Raw genomic sequence first — 19,819 nt, 5'->3', positions numbered from 1 at the left:
ACGTTAGGGGTCGACGCGGCCGTGGCGGCCTGCCAGATTCTCAGGTATGACGAGTTCTCTGAAGGCCTCGCCGTGGATCCGGCGCTTCCACCCGGCGCCCGCCGCGGCCGCGCGGCTGGTGTGTTTCCCGCACGCGGGGGGAGCGGCCAGCTACTTCCACCCGGTTTCGGCCGCGCTGTCGCCCGCGGTGGAAGTGCTGGCCGTGCAGTACCCCGGCCGGCAGGACCGGCACGCCGAGCCGCTGGTGGACGACCTGTTCGTGCTCGCCGACCGGCTGGCGGACGTGCTCGCCGAGGAGGTACGCGGGCCGCTGGCCTTCTTCGGCCACAGCATGGGCGCCAGCCTGGCGTTCGAGGTCGCGCGGCGGCTCGAGCCGCGGGGCACGCGGTTGCTGGAACTGTTCGTCTCGGCCCGGCGCGCGCCGACGGCGGTCCGCGACGAACGGGCACACGAGAAGGCGGACGCCGCCCTGCTGGCCGAGGTCAAACGGCTCGGCGGCACGCAGGCGTGGGTGCTGGACGACGAAGAACTGGTCCGGCTGGTGCTGCCGACGCTGCGCAACGACTACAAGGCCGCGGAGCTGTACCGCTACCGCCCGGGTCCCGACGTCAGCTGCCCGGTGACGGCGCTGATCGGCGACAGCGACCCGAAGGTCACCGAGGCCGAAGCGCGCCCGTGGGCGGAGCGCACTTCGGGCGGCTTCGAGCTGAAGACGTACCCAGGCGGTCACTTCTACCTCAACGACCACGCCACCGACGTCATCCGGCTGCTGCGGGAGCGGCTCGCCCGCTGAGCAGGCGAGCCCTGGTCACCGTGCCTGCGGAATCCGTACCCGCGTCGGGGTGAGCTGCAGGATCCGCAGCAGCCGGGCGCGGCCCAGCCGGTGCAGCATCTCCCCGAGTTCCTCCGGCGCGATGCTTCCTTCGAGGTCGAGCCGCGTCGCCCGGACGACGCGGTCGATCTCCGAGGCGGGGAGCCGCCCCGCGAACTCTCCGGCCAGCCACACCCCGACCTCGTCCACGACGTCGTCCGCCCGGTGGCTCCGTACGGTCATTGCTCTCCTCGTTTCGGATCGCCTTCTTGCCAAGGTCGTGGCGGAAAAATCCGCCTGACGCAGCTCCGACGGGCGAGTGGCCGAGCCATGACGCGGAAATGACGAACTGGTGCGCACAAAAGCTTTCCGTGTCCGGACAAGTGAAATCCGTGACGGCCGCGGTTCACTCACATGGGGCGTCTGCCGTCCGAAGTTGTCGGCCGATCGGGTGGAAAACCGCGGAACTTCGCCGGTCGCGCGTCCGTCTCAGGACCCTGGAGACGTCCCACAGCACGGGCATTCCCGCACGGAATGCGGAAACGGAGACGCGACCCATGGGCCGGTATGACCGGACCGACCTCGGGGCCTACAGCCTCGGGCTGCTCGACGCCGCCGAGACGGCACGGGTCGAGCGGCACCTCGCGGCCTGCCCGGACTGCCGCCAGGAGGTCCGGGAGTTCGAAGCCGTCCGGTCCCTGCTCGACCACCTCGCCGACGTCAAGTCCCGTTAGGACGGCCGCCTTCAGAGGCTGGGGTTCAGCGCGACGCCGCGGCCTTGATCGTCCGCAGTACCGGCGCGGTCTCCAGCGTCCGCACGGCATCCAGCGCGCCCAGTCGCTCGGTCAGGTAACGGTGCAGCGCGGCCGCGTCCGGGCAGAGGGCCTGGGCGACCAGGTTCGCCGTCCCGGTCGTCGCCGCGACCAGCGCCAGTTCCGGGTGCGTCGCCAGCTCGCGGGCAACCTCGTCGAGGTGCGCCGGTGCCACGGCCATCCACAGCAGCGCCTGCGTCGTCGCACCCAGCAGGGCCGGGTCGATCTCCAGGTCGAAGAACACCGTGCCGCCTGCCTGGAGGTCGGCCAGCCGGCGCGCGACGGTCGCCGCGGACCAGCCGGTCGCCGCCGCCAGCTCGGCCAGGCTCGCCCGGCCGTCCCGCTGCAGTGCGGCAAGCAGCGCGTCGTCCTCGCCGGTCAGCGGCTTGCCCGGGCCCGTGAGCACCGGCGTGAGCGCCGCGATCTGTGCCGCGTCGAGGGCGTGTGCCCGGCCGAGCCACGCCGTCGGGCCGCCGAAGTACCGGTGCAGCAGTTGGTGCGCCGACACCGCCGTGATGCTCGCCGTGCGCGGGATGTCCCGCAGCAGCAGCGAATGGTCGCTCGCGGCGGGCGTCTGGACGTTCACGCAGATCTCCGTGCCGCCCGACATCAGCTTGATCCACGCCGTGTCACTCCGGCGGGCGAGCGCGTGGGCGAGGTCCTGCGCGGTGTGCGGCGTCGCGGTCAGCCGCACCATCCACTCGGCCTGCCCGGCACGTTGCGGATCCGGCACGCCCACGACGCGAAGCGACGCTTCGGCGCGTAGACGGCGATAGCGCCGCGCCACCGTCTGCGTCGAGACGCCGAGGACCTCACCGATCTTGGTGAACGGCGCCCGCCCGTCGAGGTGCAGCGCATGGATCAACGCGCGATCGACCGCGTCCAGAGTGGTCATATCCCTCATTCAAGCGCATCTCATGGAAGAAATCTGCCAGATTATCCCTATGGCTGGAAGTGGCGGACGGTCAGCCGTCAAGGTCGGCGACGAACCGAAAGGGGGCACCTCTTGCCGACGACGACACTCCACCGCCACCGCTGGGCCGCACTGGCCGTCCTGCTCACCGCCGAGGCGATGAACCTGCTCGACGCCACGATCGTGCAGGTCGCGGGTCCGGCGATCCACGCCGCACTGGGTGGCCCGGCGACCGCCATCCCGTGGTTCGGCGCGGTCTACACGCTGCCGTTCGCGGTCTTCCTGATCACCGGCGGCCGCCTCGGCGACCTCTTCGGCCGGGCGCGGGTGTTCCGGATCGGCGTGGCGGGCTTCGTGCTCGCGTCACTGGCCTGCGCGGTCTGCGGCACGACCGGCCTGCTGATCGGGGCGCGGGCGGTGCAGGGCGCGGCGGCCGCGCTGGTCATCCCGCAGACGATCGGCCTCATCCGCGCCCTCTTCGACGGCGACGAGCTCGCGAAGGCCATGGGCAGCATCGGCCCGGTGATGGGCCTGTCCGCGGTCACCGGGCCGTTGCTCGGCGGCCTGCTGACGCACGCGCTGTCGTGGCGGGCGGTGTTCCTGGTGAACGTCCCGCTCGGGCTCGCGGTGCTGGCGGCCGCGCGGCTGCTGCGCGAGGACCGCGCCGCCACGCGCCCGCGGCTCGACCTGGCAGGCACCGCGCTCGCCGTCGCCGGGACCGCGTTGCTGGTGTATCCGCTGATCGACCCCGCCGGGACGAACTGGTGGCTGCTCGCGGCGGGCGCCGCGCTGCTGGTGACGTTCGGCTTCCACCAGCGCCGTTCGGCCGCACCGCTGGTCGAGCCGAGCCTGTTCACCCACCGCGGATTCCCCGCGGCCCTCGCCGGGTCGCTGCTGTTCTTCGGGGCGACGACCGGGCTGACCCAGGTGGTGCCGATGCAGCTGCAGCTCGGGCTCGGCGCCGACGTCCGCACGGCGGGCCTGACGCTGCTGCCGCTGTCGGCCGGGCTCGCGGTGTCGTCATGGCTGGCCGGCACCCGGCTGGTGCCGAAGTACGGCCCGCGCGTGATGTTCGCCGGGCTGGCGCTGCTGACGGCCGGGATGCTCGCCGCGATCGCCGCCGGGGTGCACGCCTACCCGTGGGCGCTGGCGGTGTGCGGGCTCGGGATGGGAACGTTCACGGTGCCGTTCTTCACCGCGGCCCTGCACCGCGTCCGGCCGCACGAGACGGGCTCGGCGGCCGGCCTGCTCAACGCCGTCCAGCAGCTCGGCGGCACGGTCGGCGTCGCCCTGTTCGGCGGGCTCTTCCTGAGCAGCGGGACGGCCACCGCCGCGCTCGGCCTCGGCGCCGCGCTGACCGTGGCCGCCGCCGTGGCCGTGCTGCCGCTCAGTAGTCGTCGCGGCCGGTGAACTGCTGTTCCAGCAGCTCGGCCGCGCCGGCGACGAGCTCGAGCGGGTCGGTGAACTCGTTGATGTCGAGGTTGATCAGCGGCAGCGAATGGCGCAGCACGAGGTGTTCGCCCATCACGGCGAGCCCGCCCACGACGATCGAGTTGCCGACCTCGGTGAGCACGTCGAGGAGGTCGACCTCGTCGTGGCGGGCGAACGGCGTCGCGATCTGCACCCAGTCCTCGCGCTGGTCGAGGATCTCGCGGGCGATCACGACGATCTGCGCGCGCTGCTCGGTGTCGGGCTCGTCGCCGAACACCAGGCGGATGCGGATCTCGTCGGGTTCGTCGCGCACCACCCGGTACGACTCCCTGACGTAAGCGACCAGATCGCCCCATTCCGCCACGCGGTTCTCCGTTCTCGTGCTGGTGTGCGCGCTCAGCGTAGCGATCAGGCCGCGCCGATCCGATCGAGATCGGCGAGAACATCGGCAGGCAGCTCGAGTCCGGCGGCGGCGAGGTTCTCGCGCAGGTGCCCGAGCGAGGAGGTACCGGGAATCAGCAGCATCGACGGCGACCGCTGCAGCAGCCAGGCGAGCGCAACCTGCATCGGCGTGGCCCCGGTTCGTGCGGCGCAGTCGTCGAGCAGCCCGGACTGCAGCGGGCTGAACCCGCCGAGCGGGAAGTATGGCACGAAGGCGATCCCTTCGGCAGCGCACTTGCCGACAAGATCGTCGTCTTCGCGGTGGGCGACGTTGTAGTGGTTCTGAACGCAGACGACCGGAGCGATCGCCTGCGCCTCCTCGACCTGCGCGGCACTGACGTGGCTGAGGCCGAGATGCCGGATCAGCCCCTGTTCCCGCAGCTCGGCAAGCACCCCGAAGGGCTCGGCGACGGACATGGGCACGGGATAGTCATGGGCGGCGTTGCTGAGCCGCAGGTTGACGACGTCCAGTGCGTCGACGCCGAGATGCCGCAGGTTGTCGTGCACAGCCTCGGTGAGTTCCTGCGCGGACAACGCGGGCGGCCAGCCCTTGTCCTCGCTGCGCCGCGCACCCACTTTCGTCACGATGACGAGTTCCTCGGGGTAGGGATGCAGCGCTTCCTTGATGAGGGCGTTCACGGTGTGCGGGCCGTAGAAGTCACTGGTGTCGATGTGGGTGACGCCGCATTCGACGGCCTCCCGCAGAACGGCAACGGCGGTGTCGTGATCCCGCGGCGGCCCCCAGACACCGGGACCGGCCAGCTGCATCGCGCCGTATCCCATGCGCGTCACGGGAAGGTCGCCGCCGAGGGGGAAGGTGCCGCCCAGGTTCACTCTGCTGCTCCTCGAGTTTGGGGGTGCTCTCCTCGGGAGTCTAGGGCCCGCGCGAACCTGTCGGTCGTCGAACATCGCCTACCTGCTGTTTCCTTTGTGGCACAAGGGAAATCTCGCTCCTCTACTTTCACCCGATTCGGTGGTGACCTTCGAACCTGTGTTCGGGTAGCGTGATTGGCATGACCACAACCACGTCGATTTTCGTTGAGTTCCAACAGAAAACGTTCCTTCGTCCGCGGAGATGGCAGGGTGAAGCCTCGCGGCCGTTCCGTGAGCCGGGTTGTGCGGGCCCGCGAAGACCCGTCGGGCAGGCACTGCGTCGCCAGGTGGACCATGGCCGGGTGCACGCCGGCGCGGCGCCCCGCGGACAGTTCCCGGTGCGCCCCGAATTCAGCAGAGCCCCTTGCCTCGCAGTACCCGCGCCACCGACTCCCGCACCCGGTTCTCGCTCAGCTCCCCGGACTGCACCGCCTTGACCAGCCGGTCCAAAACCTCGTCGACCCGGCCCCCGGAGGACCACAACGCCTGATCAGCCCCGGCCTGCAAGGCCTTCAACACCGCTTCCGGCAACGGATACTGGGCGGTGATCGCCTTCATCGCCCCGAGATCGTCCGTCAGGACGGGCCCGGTGAACCCGAACTCGCCGCGTAGCAGCTGATACGCGGCGGGCGAAAGGGAAGCCGGTACCCCGCCGGTCAGGTCGGGCACGTCCAGGTGGCCGACCATGACCGCGACCGGACCGTAGTCGGCGATGTCGCGGTACGGCACCAGATCCACCGCCCGCAGCTGGGCGAGCGGGGGCGTCACCACTGTGCCCTTGTGGGAGTCGCCCGAGCCGTGACCGTGGCCCGGGAAGTGCTTCAGCACCGGCTGGACACCCGCTTCGCGGAGACCTGCGGCGAACGCCTTGGCGTACGTCTTCACCCGGACCGGGTCCGGGCTGAACGACCGGTCGCCGATGACGTCGTCGTCCGGGGCGTCCGTGACGTCGGTGTCCGGGGCGAAGTCGACCGTCACCCCGCGGGCACGCAGCTGGCGGCCACGCTCCGCGGCCAGGGCGCGGACCTCGCCCGGGGACTTCGTTGCGGCCATCGTGCGGGCCGACGGCAGGTCGCCGTCGAGGTCGTCGATGCGCTGGACGCGGCCGCCCTCTTCGTCGACCGAGATCGCGACCGGCACGTGGGCCGCGGCCTGGACCGCTTCCAGGTTGTGGTCTTTCAGCAACGCCGTGGCGTTACCGCCGACGAAGATTCCGCCGACCTGGTGGTCGCGGACCAGCGTCACCGCGGCGGCCGGGTCGGCGCCGGACACGCCGACGACGACCAGCTGGGCGACCTGGCTGCGGACGTCGAGGCCGTCCGCCGCCGGAGCGCAGTCGCCCGGGCGGGCGAGGCGGGACGTGGGCGCCGGAAGAGGAGCACTCGGCGAGAACGAAGACGAGGAAGGAGACGACGAAGGAACAGAAGCCAACGGCAGCGCCAGCCCGGACACGGCCCGCGGGCGCAACCCCACGACCAGCAGACACCCGGTCACGATGCAGAGCGCCGCCCCGAGGGCGGCCAGACGTCGGCGGTTCATCGGTCCCTTCACGCGTCGGTGTGCACCCCGACCGTAGTGGACGGCCTCACTTCACGATGTGAAGAAGGGGTGGGCGTTCCTTAGAGAAATCGTGAAGACGTCCTCAGCACACTGATGGCAGTCAGGAATCGACGTGGGCAGAGGAGGGGCTCGATGGACCAGGTGCGAGTGGCGGCGTGGGCGTCTGACCCGATCGCCCTGACCGGGCTGATCAACCACCTGAAGTCCCGGCCGGAACTGCTGGTCGTCCCGCGTGCCCGGCGGGGGGAGGCGGCGGTGCTGGTGTTCGCCGTCGGGCAGGTCGACCGGGAGGCCGTCGCCGCGCTGCGGGCCGCGGCCGCCGAGTCGCCCGCCGCGATCGTGCTGGTCGCCGGGCAGGTCGATCCCGCGCACGTGGACCTGCTCGCCGACTGCCACGTGTCGGCAGTGCTGCCGCGGACGGCACTCGACCGGCTGACCGAAAGCGTGCTCGCCGCCGCGCGGGGGCGTTCGGCGTCGCTGCGCGAGCAGGTCGAGGCGCTCTCCGGCGAGAGCGGCCGGGCGGCGCTGACGGCACGCGAGGTGGATGTGCTTCGCTTGATGGCCGAGGGCTGGGACACTGCCGAGATCGCGGGCAAGCTCTGCTACTCGGAGCGGACCGTGAAGAACGTCATCTACGCCATGACCAACCGGCTCAACCTGCGCAACCGGCCGCACGCGGTCGCGTACGCCGTGCGGGCCGGTGTGATCTGAGGAAAGGCCGTTGCGAACGATCACCCGCCGGACCGTTGCCGCGGTCGCCGCGCTGGTCCTGCTCGCCGCCTGCAGCCCGGGTGACGCCGGTGGGCGGACGAAGCTCACCATCGCGACCTTCGGCGAGTTCGGGTACGCGCCCCTGATCGCCGAGTACGAGAAGCTGCACCCGGACATCACCGTCCAGAACCGCGTCACCGACTTCGACACCCACCACAAGGGGCTCGCGACGCAGCTGGCGACCGGCCACGGTGCCGCGGACGTCGTCGCGATCGAAGAGCAGTACATGCCGCAGTACCGGCGGGCGAAGGACAAGTTCGCCGACCTCGCCGCCTTCGGCGCGCGCGACCTCGAACGCCAGTGGGTGCCGTGGAAGTGGGCGCAGGGCACCGACGGTGCCTTCGTCCTGGGGCTCGGCACCGACATGGGCAGCCTCGCCCTCTGCTACCGGCGCGACCTGTTCCAGGCCGCGGGCCTGCCCGCCGACCGCGACGAGGTCGCGAAGCTGATACCCGACTGGACCGCCTACGCCGCCGTCGCCGAGCGGTTCACCAGCAGGACCCCGGGCGTCAAGTTCGCCGACTCCGCCGGCACCGTCTACACGGCGATGCTCAACCAGTCGCCGGAGAACTACTTCTCCGCGCAGGACGACTCCTTCATCGCCGACCGCAACCCGAGCGTGCACGCGGCCTTCTACCTCTCCGGCGGCCTCGCCGCCAAGGGCCAGACCGCGGCGGCGACGACCTTCACCCAGGCGTGGAACGTCGCGATCAAGCAGGGTTCCTTCGCCACCGTCGCGTGTCCCGCGTGGATGCTCAGCCAGATCAAGGAAGCCGGCGGCGACGGCAACCGCGGGAAGTGGGACGTCACGACCGTCCCGGGCGCGAGCGGCAACCAGGGCGGCTCGTTCCTCACCGTGCCGAAACAGGGTGCCCACCAGAAAGAGGCCTACGAGCTCGCCCGCTGGCTGACCGCGCCGGAGCAGCAGAAGAAGCTCTTCCTCTCCGACGGGATCCTGCCCAGCGAACCGTCCGTCTACGAGGATCCGCAGGTCGTCGCGCACACCGACCCGTACTTCGGCGACGCGCCGATCGGGCGGATCTTCGCCGCGTCGGCCGACCGGCTGCGCCCGAACTACCGCGGGCTGCGCGACGCCGACGTCCGGCCGGAGTTCGGCCGCGCACTCGGGCGGGTCGAGGACGGGACGCAGACCGTCGACCAGGCCTGGGCGGACGCCGTCCGGCAGGCCCGCGCCGCCCTGAAGTAGCGTGCGGCACCGTCTCGACCGCGCGGTCACGCCGCTGCTGCTCGTCGCGCCGTTCTTCGCCCTGTTCGTCGTGTTCGGCGCCTTCCCGCTGCTCTACACCGCGTGGGTTTCGCTGCACGGCTGGAACCTCCTCGACGGCGACCAGGGCTACCTCGGCCTCGCCAACTACCGCGACCTGCTCGCCGACCCGCGGTTCTACAACGCGCTGGCCAACACCGTCGGCATCTTCCTGCTCGCCGCGGTCCCGGAATTCCTGCTGGCACTGGGCATCGCGGCGCTGCTGGACCGGCCGCTGCGCGGCGCGACCTGGTGGCGCACCGGCGTACTGCTGCCGAACGTCGTTTCCGTCGTCGCGATCGGCCTGGTGTTCGGGCAGCTGTTCAGCCGCGACTACGGCGTCGTCAACGAGGTGCTCGGCTGGTTCGGCGTCGCCCCGGTCAACTGGCAGGCGGGGACCTGGACGTCGCACATTGCCGTCGCGAGCATGGTGCTCTGGCGCTGGACCGGCTACAACGCCCTCATCTACCTGGCCGCGATGCAGGGCGTCCCGAGTGTCCTGTACGAGGCCGCGGAACTCGACGGCGCTTCGCGGTGGCAGACGTTCTGGTCGGTCACCGTGCCCGGCATCCGGCCCGCGCTGGCCTTCACCGCCATCGCCGGCACGGTCAACGGGCTCCAGCTGTTCGCCGAGCCGCAGCTGTTCGACGCCGGTGGGGCCGGCGGCACCGGCGGCAACGACCGGCAGTTCCAGACGCTGGTGATGTACCTGTACGAAAAGGGCTTCACGCACTTCGACGCCGGGTACGCGGCCGCGCTGACCTGGGTGCTGTTCGTGCTCTGCGCGGTGTTCGCGCTGGTCAACTACCGGCTGGTGCGCCGGTTCGTGAGGGCGGCGTGACGGCGCGGCGGCGGCCGGGCGGCTGGGTGTACGCCGTGCTCACCGGGGTGCTCGGGGCGTCGGTGTTCCCGCTGTACTGGTCGTTCGTCGTGGCCACGCGCGACAACTCGGCGATCGGCGAAACGTCGCTGCTGCTGGTGCCGGGCGGGCACCTCGCCGGCAACGTGCGGCGGGTCTTCACGACCGTGGACTTCTGGCTCGCCATCGGGAACTCGCTGATCGTCGCGAGCACCGTCATGGTGTCCAACGTCGTGCTGGCCAGCCTCGCCGGGTTCGCCTTCGCGCGGCTGCGGTTCCCCGGCCGCAACACGCTGTTCCTGCTGGTCGTCGGCTCGGCGATGGTGCCGGCGCAGCTCGGGGTCATCCCGCTGTACCTCGTCGTCGGCGACCTCGGCTGGTACGGGCGGCTCGAGGCGGTGATCGTGCCCGCGCTGGTCAGCGCGTTCAGCGTGTTCTGGATGCGGCAGGCCTGCGAGAACGCGATCAGCGCTGACCTGGTCGACGCCGCGACCGTCGACGGCTGCTCGGTGCTGCGCACCTACTGGCACGTGGCCGTGCCCGCGCTGCGCGCGCCTGCCGTGGTGCTCGCGATGCTCACCTTCATGGCCACCTGGAACGACTACTTCTGGCCGCTGGTCGTCCTCGACCCCAACGAGACGCCGACCGTGCAGGTCGCCCTGTCCCAGCTGGCCAGCGGGTACTACACCGACTACGCGCTCATGCTGACCGGCGCGACGGTCGCCGTCGTGCCCGTCATCGCGCTGTTCCTGCTGCTGGGCCGCCACATCGTGCGGGGAATCCTGAAAGGGGCGCCGGTATGACCTTCCCGACGGGTTTCTGGTGGGGTGCGGCGACCGCGTCGTACCAGATCGAGGGCGGTGTCACCGAAGGCGGCCGCGGACGGTCCATCTGGGACACCTTCGCGGCGGACGGCGGCAAGGTGCTCGGCGGCGCGACCGGCGACGTCGCCTGCGACCACTACCACCGCTACCGCGAGGACATCGGGCTGCTGGCCGGCCTCGGCCTGAACGCCTACCGCTTCTCGGTCGCCTGGCCGCGCGTGATGCCGGACGGCCGGACGACCTGCGCGGCCGGGCTCGCTTTCTACGACCAGCTGGTCGACGAGCTGCTGCGCCGCGACGTCGTCCCGGTGCTGACGCTGTACCACTGGGATCTGCCGCAGGCGCTGCAGGACGCGGGCGGCTGGCCGGAGCGCGACACGGCCGCACGGTTCGCCGACTACGCGACGGTCGTGCACGACGCGCTCGGCGACCGCGTCGGCCAGTGGACGACGATCAACGAGCCGTTCTGCGCGGCGTTCCTCGGCTACGGCAGCGGCGTGCACGCGCCAGGGATCCAGGACAAGGACACGGCGCTGGTCGCGGCGCACCACCTGCTGCTCGCCCACGGCCTCGCGACGCGCGCGCTCACCGCGCAGGCGCGGCCGGGCCACGAGTTCTCGCTGGCACTGAACTTCGCCCCGGCGATCCCCGACGGCGACTCCCCGGCCCACGCCGAGGCGGCACGGAAGTTCGACGGCATCCACAACCGGTTCTTCCTGGACCCGGTGCTGGGCAAGGGATATCCGCCGGACGTGATGGCGGACGTCGAGCACCACGGCGGCCGGTTCGCGGCCGCGGTCCGCGACGGCGACACCGACGTCATCGCGGCGGCGATCGACTGGCTGGGCGTGAACTACTACGCCCCGGCGCGCGTCACCCCGCTCGACGACCCGCTCGGGCCGGGCAACTGCCCGCTGCCGGGGCTGCGGGGCTTGGACGTGCTGCCCGCCCCGCCGCCGCTGACGGCGTTCGGCTGGGAACAGGCACCCGGCACGCTCACGGACCTGCTGCGCCGGCTCGACGCCCAGACGGGCGGGCTGCCGCTGGTGGTGGCCGAGAACGGAGCGTCCTTTGTGGACAAAGTGGTCGACGGCCGGGTCCGCGACACGGAACGCACGGCCTACTTCGCCGACCACCTGCGCGCGGTCCACGACGCGATCCGGGCGGGAGTCGACGTGCGCGGGTACTTCGCCTGGTCGCTGCTGGACAACTTCGAGTGGGCAATGGGGTACACGCAACGGTTCGGCCTGGTCCACGTCGACTTCGAGACCCAGGTCCGCACGGTCAAGGACTCCGGCAGGTACCTGGGCCGGGTCGCGAAGGCCAACGCCCTGGTGGACTAGCCGTGTCGACCCCCTGATCACGCGTGTCGACCTCCCTGCCACGCGTGTTGGCGTTTCGAGCACACGAGCCGTAGCCGAGCTTGTGATCGAAGAGCCGACACGCGTGATCAGGAAGCCGACACGCGTGATTGAAGGGACGACACGACCGGTCAGCCGAGGCGGCGGACGGCGTCGGCGACGCCCGAGCGGGACGGTGTCTCCAGCTTGCCCAGCAGGCGTGCCACGTGGGCCTGGACCGTGCGGCGGGGCAGGGACAGCTCGGCCGCGATGTCCGGGTTGGACCGGCCCTCCGCGACCAGGCTGGCGATGCGGACCTCGATCGGGGTCAACGAGTCCCAGCCGTGGCCCGGGCGGATCGGGGCGAACAGCGCGCCGCGGCGGACGCCCAGCCTGCGCAGGCGCGTCTCCGCGCGGCGCAGGTCCCAGCGGGCCGCCAGTGCCGTGTACAGCTCCGCCGCCTCCTCGAACGCCGCGTGTGCCGCATCCAGGCTGCCCGACCTGGCCAGCAGCACCGCCGCGTCCTCCAGGGCCGTGGCCAGTTCCGGGCGGCGGCCGACCGCGCGGAAGTGCTCCGCCGTCGCCAGGACCGGGGCCGGGTCCTCCTCGATCAGGCCGCGGCACCACGCCGCCGCCGCGTGGGCCCGTGCCGGACGTCGCTCCTTCGCCGCCTCCTCTTCGCACACCGCCAGCGCGCGGCGGGCGCGGACGACGTCGTCCTGCTCCATCGCCAGCCGCACGAACGCCGGGAGCCACTGGTGGCGCAGCATCATCTGCGCGTACGTCGGGTTCAGGATCGGCTCGAGGACGGCCATCGCGCGGGCGCGGTCGCCGCGCTGCTCCGCCGCCAGTGCGTCCGCGACCAGCAGGAAGTCGAAGCTCTCGCGCTCGGCGCCGGTCGCCGGGGCGTACTCCTCCGCCGCGTCGAGGTGGGCCGCCGCCTGTGCCCGGTCGTCGCGGCGGCCCGCGATCAGCGCCGCGACGCCGTGCAGCAGCAGCGCCGCCGGGCCGGGCTCGCGCAGGCCGTAGAACGTGATCGCCGGGCCGTCCTCGATGACCGTGTCCAGCTCGACCACGGCCTCGTCCCAGCGGCCTTCCCAGTACCGGTGCACCGCGGCGGACACCTGCAGCCCGACCGGCAGCGCGTGCCGGGCCGCGACTTCCCCCGCCGCGCGCAGTGTGTCGCCCGCTTCGGCGAGGCGGTCGAGGTTCTGCAGCGTGAACACGCGGTTGTCGAGCAGGTCGAGGTGCAGGTCGGCCAGCTCGTGCTCGTCACCGACGGCCTCGATCGCCGCGTCGATGTGGACGAGCGCGCTGTCGTGCTCGCGGCGCACCGAATCGACCAGCCACAACGTCTGCAGCGCGTGCGCGGTCAGGTAACGGTCGCCGCCTGCCAGTGCCTTCGTCTCGTGAGCCGCCTTCTCCGCGGCGTCCAAATCGGACAGGTCGCCACGGCGGAAGTTGGCCAGCAGCTGCCGGTGCTTGACCCGCCACAGCTCCGGCACGGCCGGGTCGTCGACCGACGCGCCGAGCGTCGCGACCGCGCCTTCGGTGTCGCCACGGCGGTGCTGCAGCGCCGCGAGGACGTGCCGCATCTCCTCGGCGGCGTCCGGATCGGTCGCGACCTCGAGTGCCTGCCGCGCCAGGGTTTCCGGGTTGCGTTCGAGCCGGAACAGCACCTTGACCAGCGCGACGAGCAGCGTCTCCCGGCGTGCTCCGGCACCCGCGGCCAGCGCGCGCTCCAGCAGTTCGACGGCGATCAGCGGGGCCCGGTTCGACACGGCCGCGTGGTGCGCGGCCAGCCAGTCCAGCACCCATTCGTCCACTGTGGCCGGTGCGGCGACCAGCTGCTCGGCGACGCGCTTGACCGGCGCGCCGATCCCGGCGAGCGCCTCGGCCGCCTGCCGGTGCAGTGCCGCCCGCGTTCCGGACGGCAGCCGGTCGTAGAGGGCCTGGCGCAGCAGGGGATGCCGGAACGCCAGCTGCGTCCCGGTGTCGATCAGCACGTTCGCCGCGAGGGCCTCTTCCAGCGGCGCCAGCAGGTCCGACGGCCGCGTGCCGAGCACCGCGGCGATGTCGCCGACGGCGAACTCCATGCCCAGCAAGGCACCCCAGCGCAGCACTTCCTGGGTCCGCGCCGTCAGGAAGTCCAGCCGCCGGTCGACCGCGGCGACCAGCGACCGCGGTGCCTCGAACTCCGCCGGGTCGTCGACGTCGGCCTCGCCGCCGGTCACCTCGACCGCACCCGCCCGCAGCAGGACGTCGACCATTTCCTTGACGTACAACGGGTTCCCGGCACCGCGGGCGGCCAGCTCGCGCAGGCCCGGCCCGGGCGGCGCGCCGATCTGGTCCTCGATCAGCCGGTCGACGTCCTCACCGGTCAGCGGCCCGAGGTCGAGGATCACGCCGTCCCGCGCCTGGACCCCGCGCCGCAGCTGGGCCAGTTCCGCGCGGTCGGGCGCCGGCCGGGTGGCGGCCACCAGCAGCAGCGGCAGCTGCCGGGTCGCCGCGCAGAGCCGGTGCCAGACCAGCACGGACGCCTCGTCCGCCCACTGGAGGTCGTCGATCACCAGCACCTGCGGCGAGTGCGCGCACAGCTCGTCGACCAGGGCCAGCAGCCGGTCGACGGCGCCGAGCACCGGGTCGGCCGGGCCCCAGCTGCGCCGCACCGGGCTCTCACCCGCCAGCTCCTTGGCCACCCGCGCGCGCCGCGGATCGGGCGAATGGACGTCGATGGCCAGGCACTCCAGCACGACCTGCAGCGGGAACCGCGTGCTCAGCTCGTCCGCGGCCGCCCAGAGCCGCTGGAAGCCGGGGCCGTCCGGCAGCGAGCCGGCGAGCAGCGCGGACTTCCCGATGCCGGCCTCGCCCTCGATCCAGACCGCCCGGCCACGCCCGGCGCGCACGTCGGCGACGAGTTCGGCGAGCCGCCGCGTCTCGGCTTCCCGGCCGAACAGCCGCCTCCCGGCGATCTCGACCGGCGCCGCGGGCGCGTCGAGTGCCGGGTCCTGGGCGAGGATCTGCTGCTGGAGGCGCTGCAGCGCGGGACCGGGTTCGACGCCGAGTTCCGCGACGAGCGTGGCGCGGGCGTCGCGGAAGACGTCGAGGGCTTCGGCGTGCCGTCCGCTGCGGTAGAGGGCGAGCATGAGCGACTCGCGCAGGGACTCCCGCAGGGGGTGCTCCCCGGCCAGCACCGCCAGCTCGGGTGCGAGGTCGAGGTGCTCGCCGAGCGCCAGCAGCGCCGCGGCCCGCCGTTCGAGCGTGTCGAGCCGCAGCTCGGCGAGGTATTCGCGGTGCCGCTCGGCGAACCCGCCGGGCACGCCGGAGAGCGCTTCGCCCTGCCAGAGCGCGAGAGCGGCGTCCAGCTCGGCGACGGCCGCCCGCGGATCACCCTGGTCGAGCAGCCGCTGCGCGCGGTCGCGGTGCCGCTCGAACACGGCGGCGTCGAGCGCGTCGTCGCCGAGCAGCAGGGAGTAGCCCGCGGGATCGGAGACCAGGACGCTGGCCGCGGACCAGCGCGAACGGCCGGGTTCGAGCGCCCGCCGCAGCCCCGAGACGTAGGTGTGGACACTGCCCTCGACACTGGCCGGCGCGGAATCGCCCCACACCCCGGCGATCAGCTCGGCGCGCGGCACCGGACGGCCGGCGTTGACCGCCAGCACCGCGAAGATCGCGCGCTGACGGGCGGGGCCGAGGCCGATCTCGGCCGCCCCGCGCCAGGCCCGCAGCGGGCCGAGCACGCCCACCCGCAGACCGGTGTCCGCTTCCCCTGGCATGTCGTTCCGTCCGGACAGTTCGGTGCCGACTACTCCGCGAGCTTACTGACGCGGCAAGCCGGGGAAAGGTTGCGCGTTCACCCACCGCGCCCGCGGGACACCCAGCCCGAGCCGGACTCGCCGGAGCCGTGACACCGGAGGCCGGTCAACGAGCCGGTCAGGCCGTCCGGCGGGCGCGGCGGATGCCGAACGGCTGCATCCGCTCCTCCGCGCGCCGGACATCCCACACCGCGCCCATCCCGGTGTACGCGGTCAGTGCCGTGCGGAACGCCGTTCGCGCCTCGGCCAGCTCACCCGCCTCGGCCAGCAGGATCGCCGCGTCCTCGGTCGCCCTGGCCTGCCTGAGCACCCGGCCCGCGGCGCCGTACTGCGCGGCCGCCGAAAGCACCGGCCCCGGATCGCGGCCTGCCAGGCCGCGGCAGTGCGCGGCCACCACGCCGTCGTCGAGCAGGCGCAGTGCCTCGTGGGCCCGTTCCGGCGCGCCGACCAGGCAGGCGAGCCGCACCAGGTCGGGCAGCCACGGCGTGCGGGCGGCAGGCGGGCAGTCTTCGGCCAGCAGCGGCAGAAGCGCGTCCAGTGCCGCTTCCGGCCTGCCTTCCTGCTCGGCCAGCAACGCCCGCGCCGCGAGCACGAAACCACCGCCGTCGAAGCCCTCCGCCCGCAGGCCGACCGCGTCCAGGCGCGTCCGCGCCAGTGCCGGCTCGCCGCGGTGCCCGGCGATCAGCGCGCCCACGCCGTGCACCAGCAGCGCCGGGCCCGGGCCGCGCAGGACGTACGACGTCGTTTCCGCGCCGTCGCGCAGGATCGCGTCCAGCTCGTCCAGCGCCTCGGGCCAGCGGCCCAGCCAGTAGCAGTGCACCGCGCCGGCGAGGTGGGTCTCGCCCGGCACCGCGCGGGTCGCGGCGATCCGCCGGGCCGCTTCGAGCGGTTCGGCGGCTTCGCCGAGGCTGCCGAGGTCCGGCACGGCCAGCGCCGCGTCGTCCAGCGGGTGCAGGCCCACCGGGCGCAGGGCCGTGTCCTCGCCGAGCCGTTCCACCGTGGCCAGCAACGTTTCGTGCCGCCCGCGCCACGGCTCCGGCACGCCGGGGTCGTCCAGGGTCCGCTTCAGCTCGGCGGTCGCCTCGGCGAAGTCGCCGCGGCGGTAGTGGACGTAGGCCAGGATCCAGCGCATTTCCGCCGCGCGGGCGCGGTCGGCCGTCCGTGCCGCCACCGAACGCGCTTCGGCCTCCGGCTCGCGGCCCAGCCAGAACAGCAGCCGGGCCAGTACCGCGGTGAGTGTCTCCTTCGCGTCCGGGGACGGCGTGCCCTGGGTGACGGCGTGGCGCAGCAGTTCCACCGCGATCCGCGGGGTCTCGGCGGCGACCTCGCCGATGTGCGCCACCAGCCACGCGGTCACCCACGGGTCCACCAGCGCGGGTGCCGCGGCGAGCTGCTCGGCGACGCGGCCTGCCGGGGCGCCCGCGCCGGCGAACGCCTCGGCCAGCTGGCGGTGCAGCGCGACGCGCATGGCCGCGGGAGACTTTTCGTAGAGCACGCGGCGGATCAGCGGGTGCCGGAACGTCAGCCGGTCGCCCGACTCGGCCAGCACGCCCGCGGTGATCGCCTCGTCGACCGCGCCGACCAGCGCCGTCGGTGGCCGCTCGGTGGCGACCGCAATGTCCGACAGCGAGAACTCGCGGCCCAGCAGCGCGGCCCAGCGCAGGGTGTCGCGGGTGCCGCTGGAGAGGAAGCTCAGGTACTGCGTGACCCGCGACCCCAGCGGCGCCGGGATGCTCTGGCACGAGTTGCCGTCCAGGTGCGCGTGGACGCCGTCGAGCACGATCATCCCCTGCGCCAGCAGCGTCTCGACGATTTCCCTGGTGTAGCGCGGATTTCCGGCCGCGTACGAGACCAGCAGCTGCAGGCCCGGCCCGGGTGGCGCGCCGGTCAGCTCGGTGGCCAGCTCGTGCGTGGCGGGCTCGGCCAGCGGCGGCAGCGTGAGCACGGTGATGTCATCGATGTCGAACCCGGCACGCAGGTCGTCGAGTGCCGGTGGCCGCGGTACCGGACGGCACGCGCCGACGAGCAGCAGCGGCAGCTGCCGCGTCTCCCGGCTCAGGTACCGCCAGAGCCGCAGGGTGCCGTCGTCGGCCCACTGCAGGTCGTCGACCACGAGCACCAGCGGCGCCTCCGCGCACAGCTCGCGGACCAGCCCGAGCACGGCGTCGACCGGGTCCGCGCCCGGGACGGCGAGCCGGGCGGCCCGCGGGCCCAGCGCGTCGAGCAACGGCCGCAGCGCGAACCGCTGGTCCAGCGCGTCCGCGGCGGCGAACGCGGGGTTGAGGTGCTGCGCCATGGCGAGCACTTCGGCCAGCAGCGCGGTCCGGCCGCTGCCCGGTTCGCCGTCGATCCACACCGACCGGCCGGTTCCCGCCGCGACATCGTCGACGGCTTCGCGCAGCCGCGCCAGCTCGGCGTCCCGGCCGACGAAGATCTCCGCCCGGTCCGGCCGCGCCGCCGCCGGAACCCGGGGCAGCCGCGCGGGCGACGGCGGTTCCGGTGCGGCGGCGGGCTTCTCCAGCAGCCGGTCGTACAGCCGCCGCAGTGCCGGGCCGGGCTCGGTACCCGAGGCTTCGACGAGCCTGTCGCGGACGTCGGTGTACACCGCGATCGCCTCGGTGCGCCGCCCGGCCTGGACCAGCGCGCGCATGAGCAGCCCGCGCAACGTTTCCCGGAACGGGTGCTCGCGCGTCAACGCGGTCAGCTCGGCGATCAGCTCGCTGTGCCCGCCGGACTCCAGGACGACCTCGGCGCGGCGTTCGACGGTCGCCAGCCGCAGTTCGGCCAGCCGCAGGCGCTGCGCGGCGGCGAACGGGCCGGGCAGCCCGGACAGGGGAATGCCGTGCCAGAGCGCCAGTGCTTCGTCGAGGGCCTCGCGGGCACCGCGCAGATCACCGGCCGACTGCCGCCGCTGTGCCTGCTCGCGCAGGGTTTCGAAGCGATGGACGTCGATTGCTTCGGGGTCCAGGCGCAGCGAATAGCCGGAGCCGGTCGAGGCGAGCAGCTGCGGGCCCTCGCCCTTGGCGCGGCCGGGTTCGAGTGCCCGCCGCAGCCCGGAAACGTAGGTGTAGATGGAACCCTGCGCGCTCTGCGGCGGCGTCTCGCCCCAGACGGCGTCGATCAGCTCCTCGCGCGAAACCGTGCGGCCGGGCTGCATCGCCAGCGCGGCGAGGACCGTCCGCCGGTGCGCGGAGCCGAGGTCCAGCTCCGTTTCACCCCGCCAGGCCTTGACCGGGCCCAGCAGCCGGAGTCTCGGTGCGGAGCCGTCCGCGGCCGACATCGGTCTCCCTTCGTGCGCGACGAACGGTCACGCGCCGGATGCCTCCCGTGAGCATACGCGGCCGCCGTGAACCGGCAGGCAAGGATGGCGGACATTCGGGCAACGGGCGGCGGCCGGGGTTCCGCTGCGGCGCCGCGTGCGCGACGCTCGGGGAAGCCCGTCTTCACGCGCGTGAAGACGGAATAGGGAAGGCGTGAAGTCCCGCCGTCCACACTGCCGTCATGAAGCCCGTCGAAGTCGCCGTCCTCGCCTCGGACCCGATCACGTACGCCGGCGCGGTGAGCCTCCTGGAAGCGCATCCGGACGTCCGGGTCACCGACCTCGTGCCCGACGTGCTGCTGGTGATGGAGGACCACGTCACCGAAGCCGTGCTGGGCGAGATCCGCGCGGCCAAGGCGTCCCACGTCGTGCTGGTCGTCGAGCACTTCCGCGAGAGCGACCTGATGGCGGCGCTGGAGTGCGGGGTGGTGGCGATCCTGCCGCGCCGCGAGACCGGCGGCGCCGAGCTGGTGACGGCGGTGCTCGCCGCGGGCGACGGCACGGCCAACCTGCCGCCGCGGCTGCAGGGCGCGCTGCTCGCGCAGGTGCAGCGGATGCGCAAGGACGTCCTGGAGCCGAACGGGCTCACGCTGTCCGGGCTCGCCGCCCGCGAGTGCGACGTGCTGCGGCTGGTCGCCGAGGGCTTCGGGACCGAGGAGATCGCGGCGAAGCTGTGCTACTCCGAGCGGACGGTGAAGAACGTCCTCTACGGCCTGATGACGCGCTGCGGGCTCAACAACCGCGCCCACGCCGTCGCCTACGCGTTGCGGGCGGGCGCGATCTGAG

At 72.8% G+C, this 19,819-nt stretch carries 16 protein-coding genes; 9 read left to right on the top strand and 7 right to left on the bottom strand.

What is annotated here, in order from left to right; genetic code table 11:
• Positions 1-46: 46 nt before the first annotated feature.
• Entirely contained in the window at positions 47-793 is a 747-nt protein-coding gene (locus tag ABJI51_RS14970) for a thioesterase II family protein (RefSeq protein ID WP_348951205.1), read from the top strand.
• A gap of 15 nt (positions 794-808) precedes the next feature.
• On the opposite strand, the gene ABJI51_RS14965 is transcribed toward ABJI51_RS14970, so the two are convergent.
• Positions 809-1,054 (bottom strand): hypothetical protein, encoded by a 246-nt coding sequence (locus ABJI51_RS14965; RefSeq protein ID WP_348951204.1) that lies wholly within the window; start codon positions 1,052-1,054, stop codon positions 809-811.
• 314 nt (positions 1,055-1,368) lie between these two features.
• On the opposite strand from ABJI51_RS14965, the gene ABJI51_RS14960 reads away from it, so the two are divergent.
• Complete coding sequence (locus tag ABJI51_RS14960; protein ID WP_348951202.1) at positions 1,369-1,545, top strand: zf-HC2 domain-containing protein; 177 nt, start codon at positions 1,369-1,371, stop codon at positions 1,543-1,545.
• Between the two features lie 25 nt (positions 1,546-1,570).
• Here the strand turns inward: ABJI51_RS14960 and ABJI51_RS14955 are convergent, their stop codons facing one another.
• Positions 1,571-2,518, bottom strand: a complete 948-nt coding sequence (locus ABJI51_RS14955; protein WP_348951200.1) for an Lrp/AsnC family transcriptional regulator — start codon at positions 2,516-2,518, stop codon at positions 1,571-1,573.
• A gap of 111 nt (positions 2,519-2,629) precedes the next feature.
• On the opposite strand from ABJI51_RS14955, the gene ABJI51_RS14950 reads away from it, so the two are divergent.
• Positions 2,630-3,946: an MFS transporter gene (locus ABJI51_RS14950; RefSeq protein ID WP_348951198.1), complete on the top strand. Its 1,317-nt coding sequence runs from the start codon at positions 2,630-2,632 to the stop codon at positions 3,944-3,946.
• Here ABJI51_RS14950 and ABJI51_RS14945 read toward each other — a convergent pair.
• The 3 genes from ABJI51_RS14945 to ABJI51_RS14935 form a co-directional block, all read right to left on the bottom strand.
• The gene (locus tag ABJI51_RS14945; RefSeq protein WP_348951197.1) at positions 3,924-4,331 is read right to left on the bottom strand and encodes a hypothetical protein; all 408 of its coding nucleotides are present in this window, start codon (positions 4,329-4,331) and stop codon (positions 3,924-3,926) included. The two genes, ABJI51_RS14950 and ABJI51_RS14945, sit on opposite strands and share 23 nt — an antisense overlap.
• Before the next feature lie 44 nt (positions 4,332-4,375).
• Positions 4,376-5,242, bottom strand: coding sequence for an aldo/keto reductase family oxidoreductase (locus ABJI51_RS14940; RefSeq protein ID WP_348951195.1), 867 nt, complete (start codon positions 5,240-5,242; stop codon positions 4,376-4,378).
• A 390-nt stretch (positions 5,243-5,632) separates the two neighbouring features.
• A complete protein-coding gene (locus tag ABJI51_RS14935) occupies positions 5,633-6,820 on the bottom strand; it encodes a glycoside hydrolase family 3 N-terminal domain-containing protein (protein WP_348951193.1) in 1,188 nt (395 codons plus the stop codon).
• Between the two features lie 153 nt (positions 6,821-6,973).
• Between ABJI51_RS14935 and ABJI51_RS14930 the strand changes: the two genes are divergently transcribed.
• Genes ABJI51_RS14930 through ABJI51_RS14910 form a run of 5 tightly spaced genes read left to right on the top strand, consistent with a single transcriptional unit; the run spans position 6,974 to position 11,902 of the window.
• Complete coding sequence (locus ABJI51_RS14930) at positions 6,974-7,552, top strand: helix-turn-helix transcriptional regulator (protein ID WP_348951191.1); 579 nt, start codon at positions 6,974-6,976, stop codon at positions 7,550-7,552.
• A gap of 10 nt (positions 7,553-7,562) precedes the next feature.
• Positions 7,563-8,819 (top strand): extracellular solute-binding protein, encoded by a 1,257-nt coding sequence (locus ABJI51_RS14925; RefSeq protein ID WP_348951189.1) that lies wholly within the window; start codon positions 7,563-7,565, stop codon positions 8,817-8,819.
• A gap of 1 nt (position 8,820) precedes the next feature.
• Positions 8,821-9,717, top strand: coding sequence for a carbohydrate ABC transporter permease (locus ABJI51_RS14920; protein ID WP_348951188.1), 897 nt, complete (start codon positions 8,821-8,823; stop codon positions 9,715-9,717).
• A complete protein-coding gene (locus tag ABJI51_RS14915) occupies positions 9,714-10,538 on the top strand; it encodes a carbohydrate ABC transporter permease (protein ID WP_348951186.1) in 825 nt (274 codons plus the stop codon). Before ABJI51_RS14920 ends, ABJI51_RS14915 begins: the two co-directional genes overlap by 4 nt.
• A complete protein-coding gene (locus tag ABJI51_RS14910; protein WP_348951184.1) occupies positions 10,535-11,902 on the top strand; it encodes a GH1 family beta-glucosidase in 1,368 nt (455 codons plus the stop codon). The genes ABJI51_RS14915 and ABJI51_RS14910 overlap by 4 nt, the downstream gene beginning before the upstream one ends.
• Before the next feature lie 149 nt (positions 11,903-12,051).
• On the opposite strand, the gene ABJI51_RS14905 is transcribed toward ABJI51_RS14910, so the two are convergent.
• Both ABJI51_RS14905 and ABJI51_RS14900 read right to left on the bottom strand, forming a co-directional pair.
• Positions 12,052-15,675: an ATP-binding protein gene (locus tag ABJI51_RS14905; protein WP_348951182.1), complete on the bottom strand. Its 3,624-nt coding sequence runs from the start codon at positions 15,673-15,675 to the stop codon at positions 12,052-12,054.
• 157 nt (positions 15,676-15,832) lie between these two features.
• Positions 15,833-18,994: an ATP-binding protein gene (locus ABJI51_RS14900; RefSeq protein ID WP_348951181.1), complete on the bottom strand. Its 3,162-nt coding sequence runs from the start codon at positions 18,992-18,994 to the stop codon at positions 15,833-15,835.
• A 221-nt stretch (positions 18,995-19,215) separates the two neighbouring features.
• On the opposite strand from ABJI51_RS14900, the gene ABJI51_RS14895 reads away from it, so the two are divergent.
• Positions 19,216-19,818: a helix-turn-helix transcriptional regulator gene (locus ABJI51_RS14895; RefSeq protein ID WP_348951179.1), complete on the top strand. Its 603-nt coding sequence runs from the start codon at positions 19,216-19,218 to the stop codon at positions 19,816-19,818.
• Position 19,819: the final 1 nt, after the last annotated feature.

This window comes from Amycolatopsis melonis (assembly GCF_040064235.1).
Taxonomy (GTDB): domain Bacteria; phylum Actinomycetota; class Actinomycetes; order Mycobacteriales; family Pseudonocardiaceae; genus Amycolatopsis; species Amycolatopsis melonis.
This window is presented reverse-complemented; position numbering and strand designations above follow the sequence as displayed.

What these genes read in the sequence shown, in the direction of transcription:
- ABJI51_RS14955 (WP_348951200.1), bottom strand. Translation starts at nt 2,518, where the DNA reads ATGACCACTCTGGACGCGGTCGATCGCGCGTTGATCCATGCGCTGCAC.
- ABJI51_RS14895 (WP_348951179.1), top strand. Translation starts at nt 19,216, where the DNA reads ATGAAGCCCGTCGAAGTCGCCGTCCTCGCCTCGGACCCGATCACGTAC.
- ABJI51_RS14965 (WP_348951204.1), bottom strand. Translation starts at nt 1,054, where the DNA reads ATGACCGTACGGAGCCACCGGGCGGACGACGTCGTGGACGAGGTCGGG.
- ABJI51_RS14930 (WP_348951191.1), top strand. Translation starts at nt 6,974, where the DNA reads ATGGACCAGGTGCGAGTGGCGGCGTGGGCGTCTGACCCGATCGCCCTG.
- ABJI51_RS14960 (WP_348951202.1), top strand. Translation starts at nt 1,369, where the DNA reads ATGGGCCGGTATGACCGGACCGACCTCGGGGCCTACAGCCTCGGGCTG.
- ABJI51_RS14900 (WP_348951181.1), bottom strand. Translation starts at nt 18,994, where the DNA reads ATGTCGGCCGCGGACGGCTCCGCACCGAGACTCCGGCTGCTGGGCCCG.
- ABJI51_RS14935 (WP_348951193.1), bottom strand. Translation starts at nt 6,820, where the DNA reads ATGAACCGCCGACGTCTGGCCGCCCTCGGGGCGGCGCTCTGCATCGTG.
- ABJI51_RS14910 (WP_348951184.1), top strand. Translation starts at nt 10,535, where the DNA reads ATGACCTTCCCGACGGGTTTCTGGTGGGGTGCGGCGACCGCGTCGTAC.
- ABJI51_RS14970 (WP_348951205.1), top strand. Translation starts at nt 47, where the DNA reads ATGACGAGTTCTCTGAAGGCCTCGCCGTGGATCCGGCGCTTCCACCCG.
- ABJI51_RS14905 (WP_348951182.1), bottom strand. Translation starts at nt 15,675, where the DNA reads ATGCCAGGGGAAGCGGACACCGGTCTGCGGGTGGGCGTGCTCGGCCCG.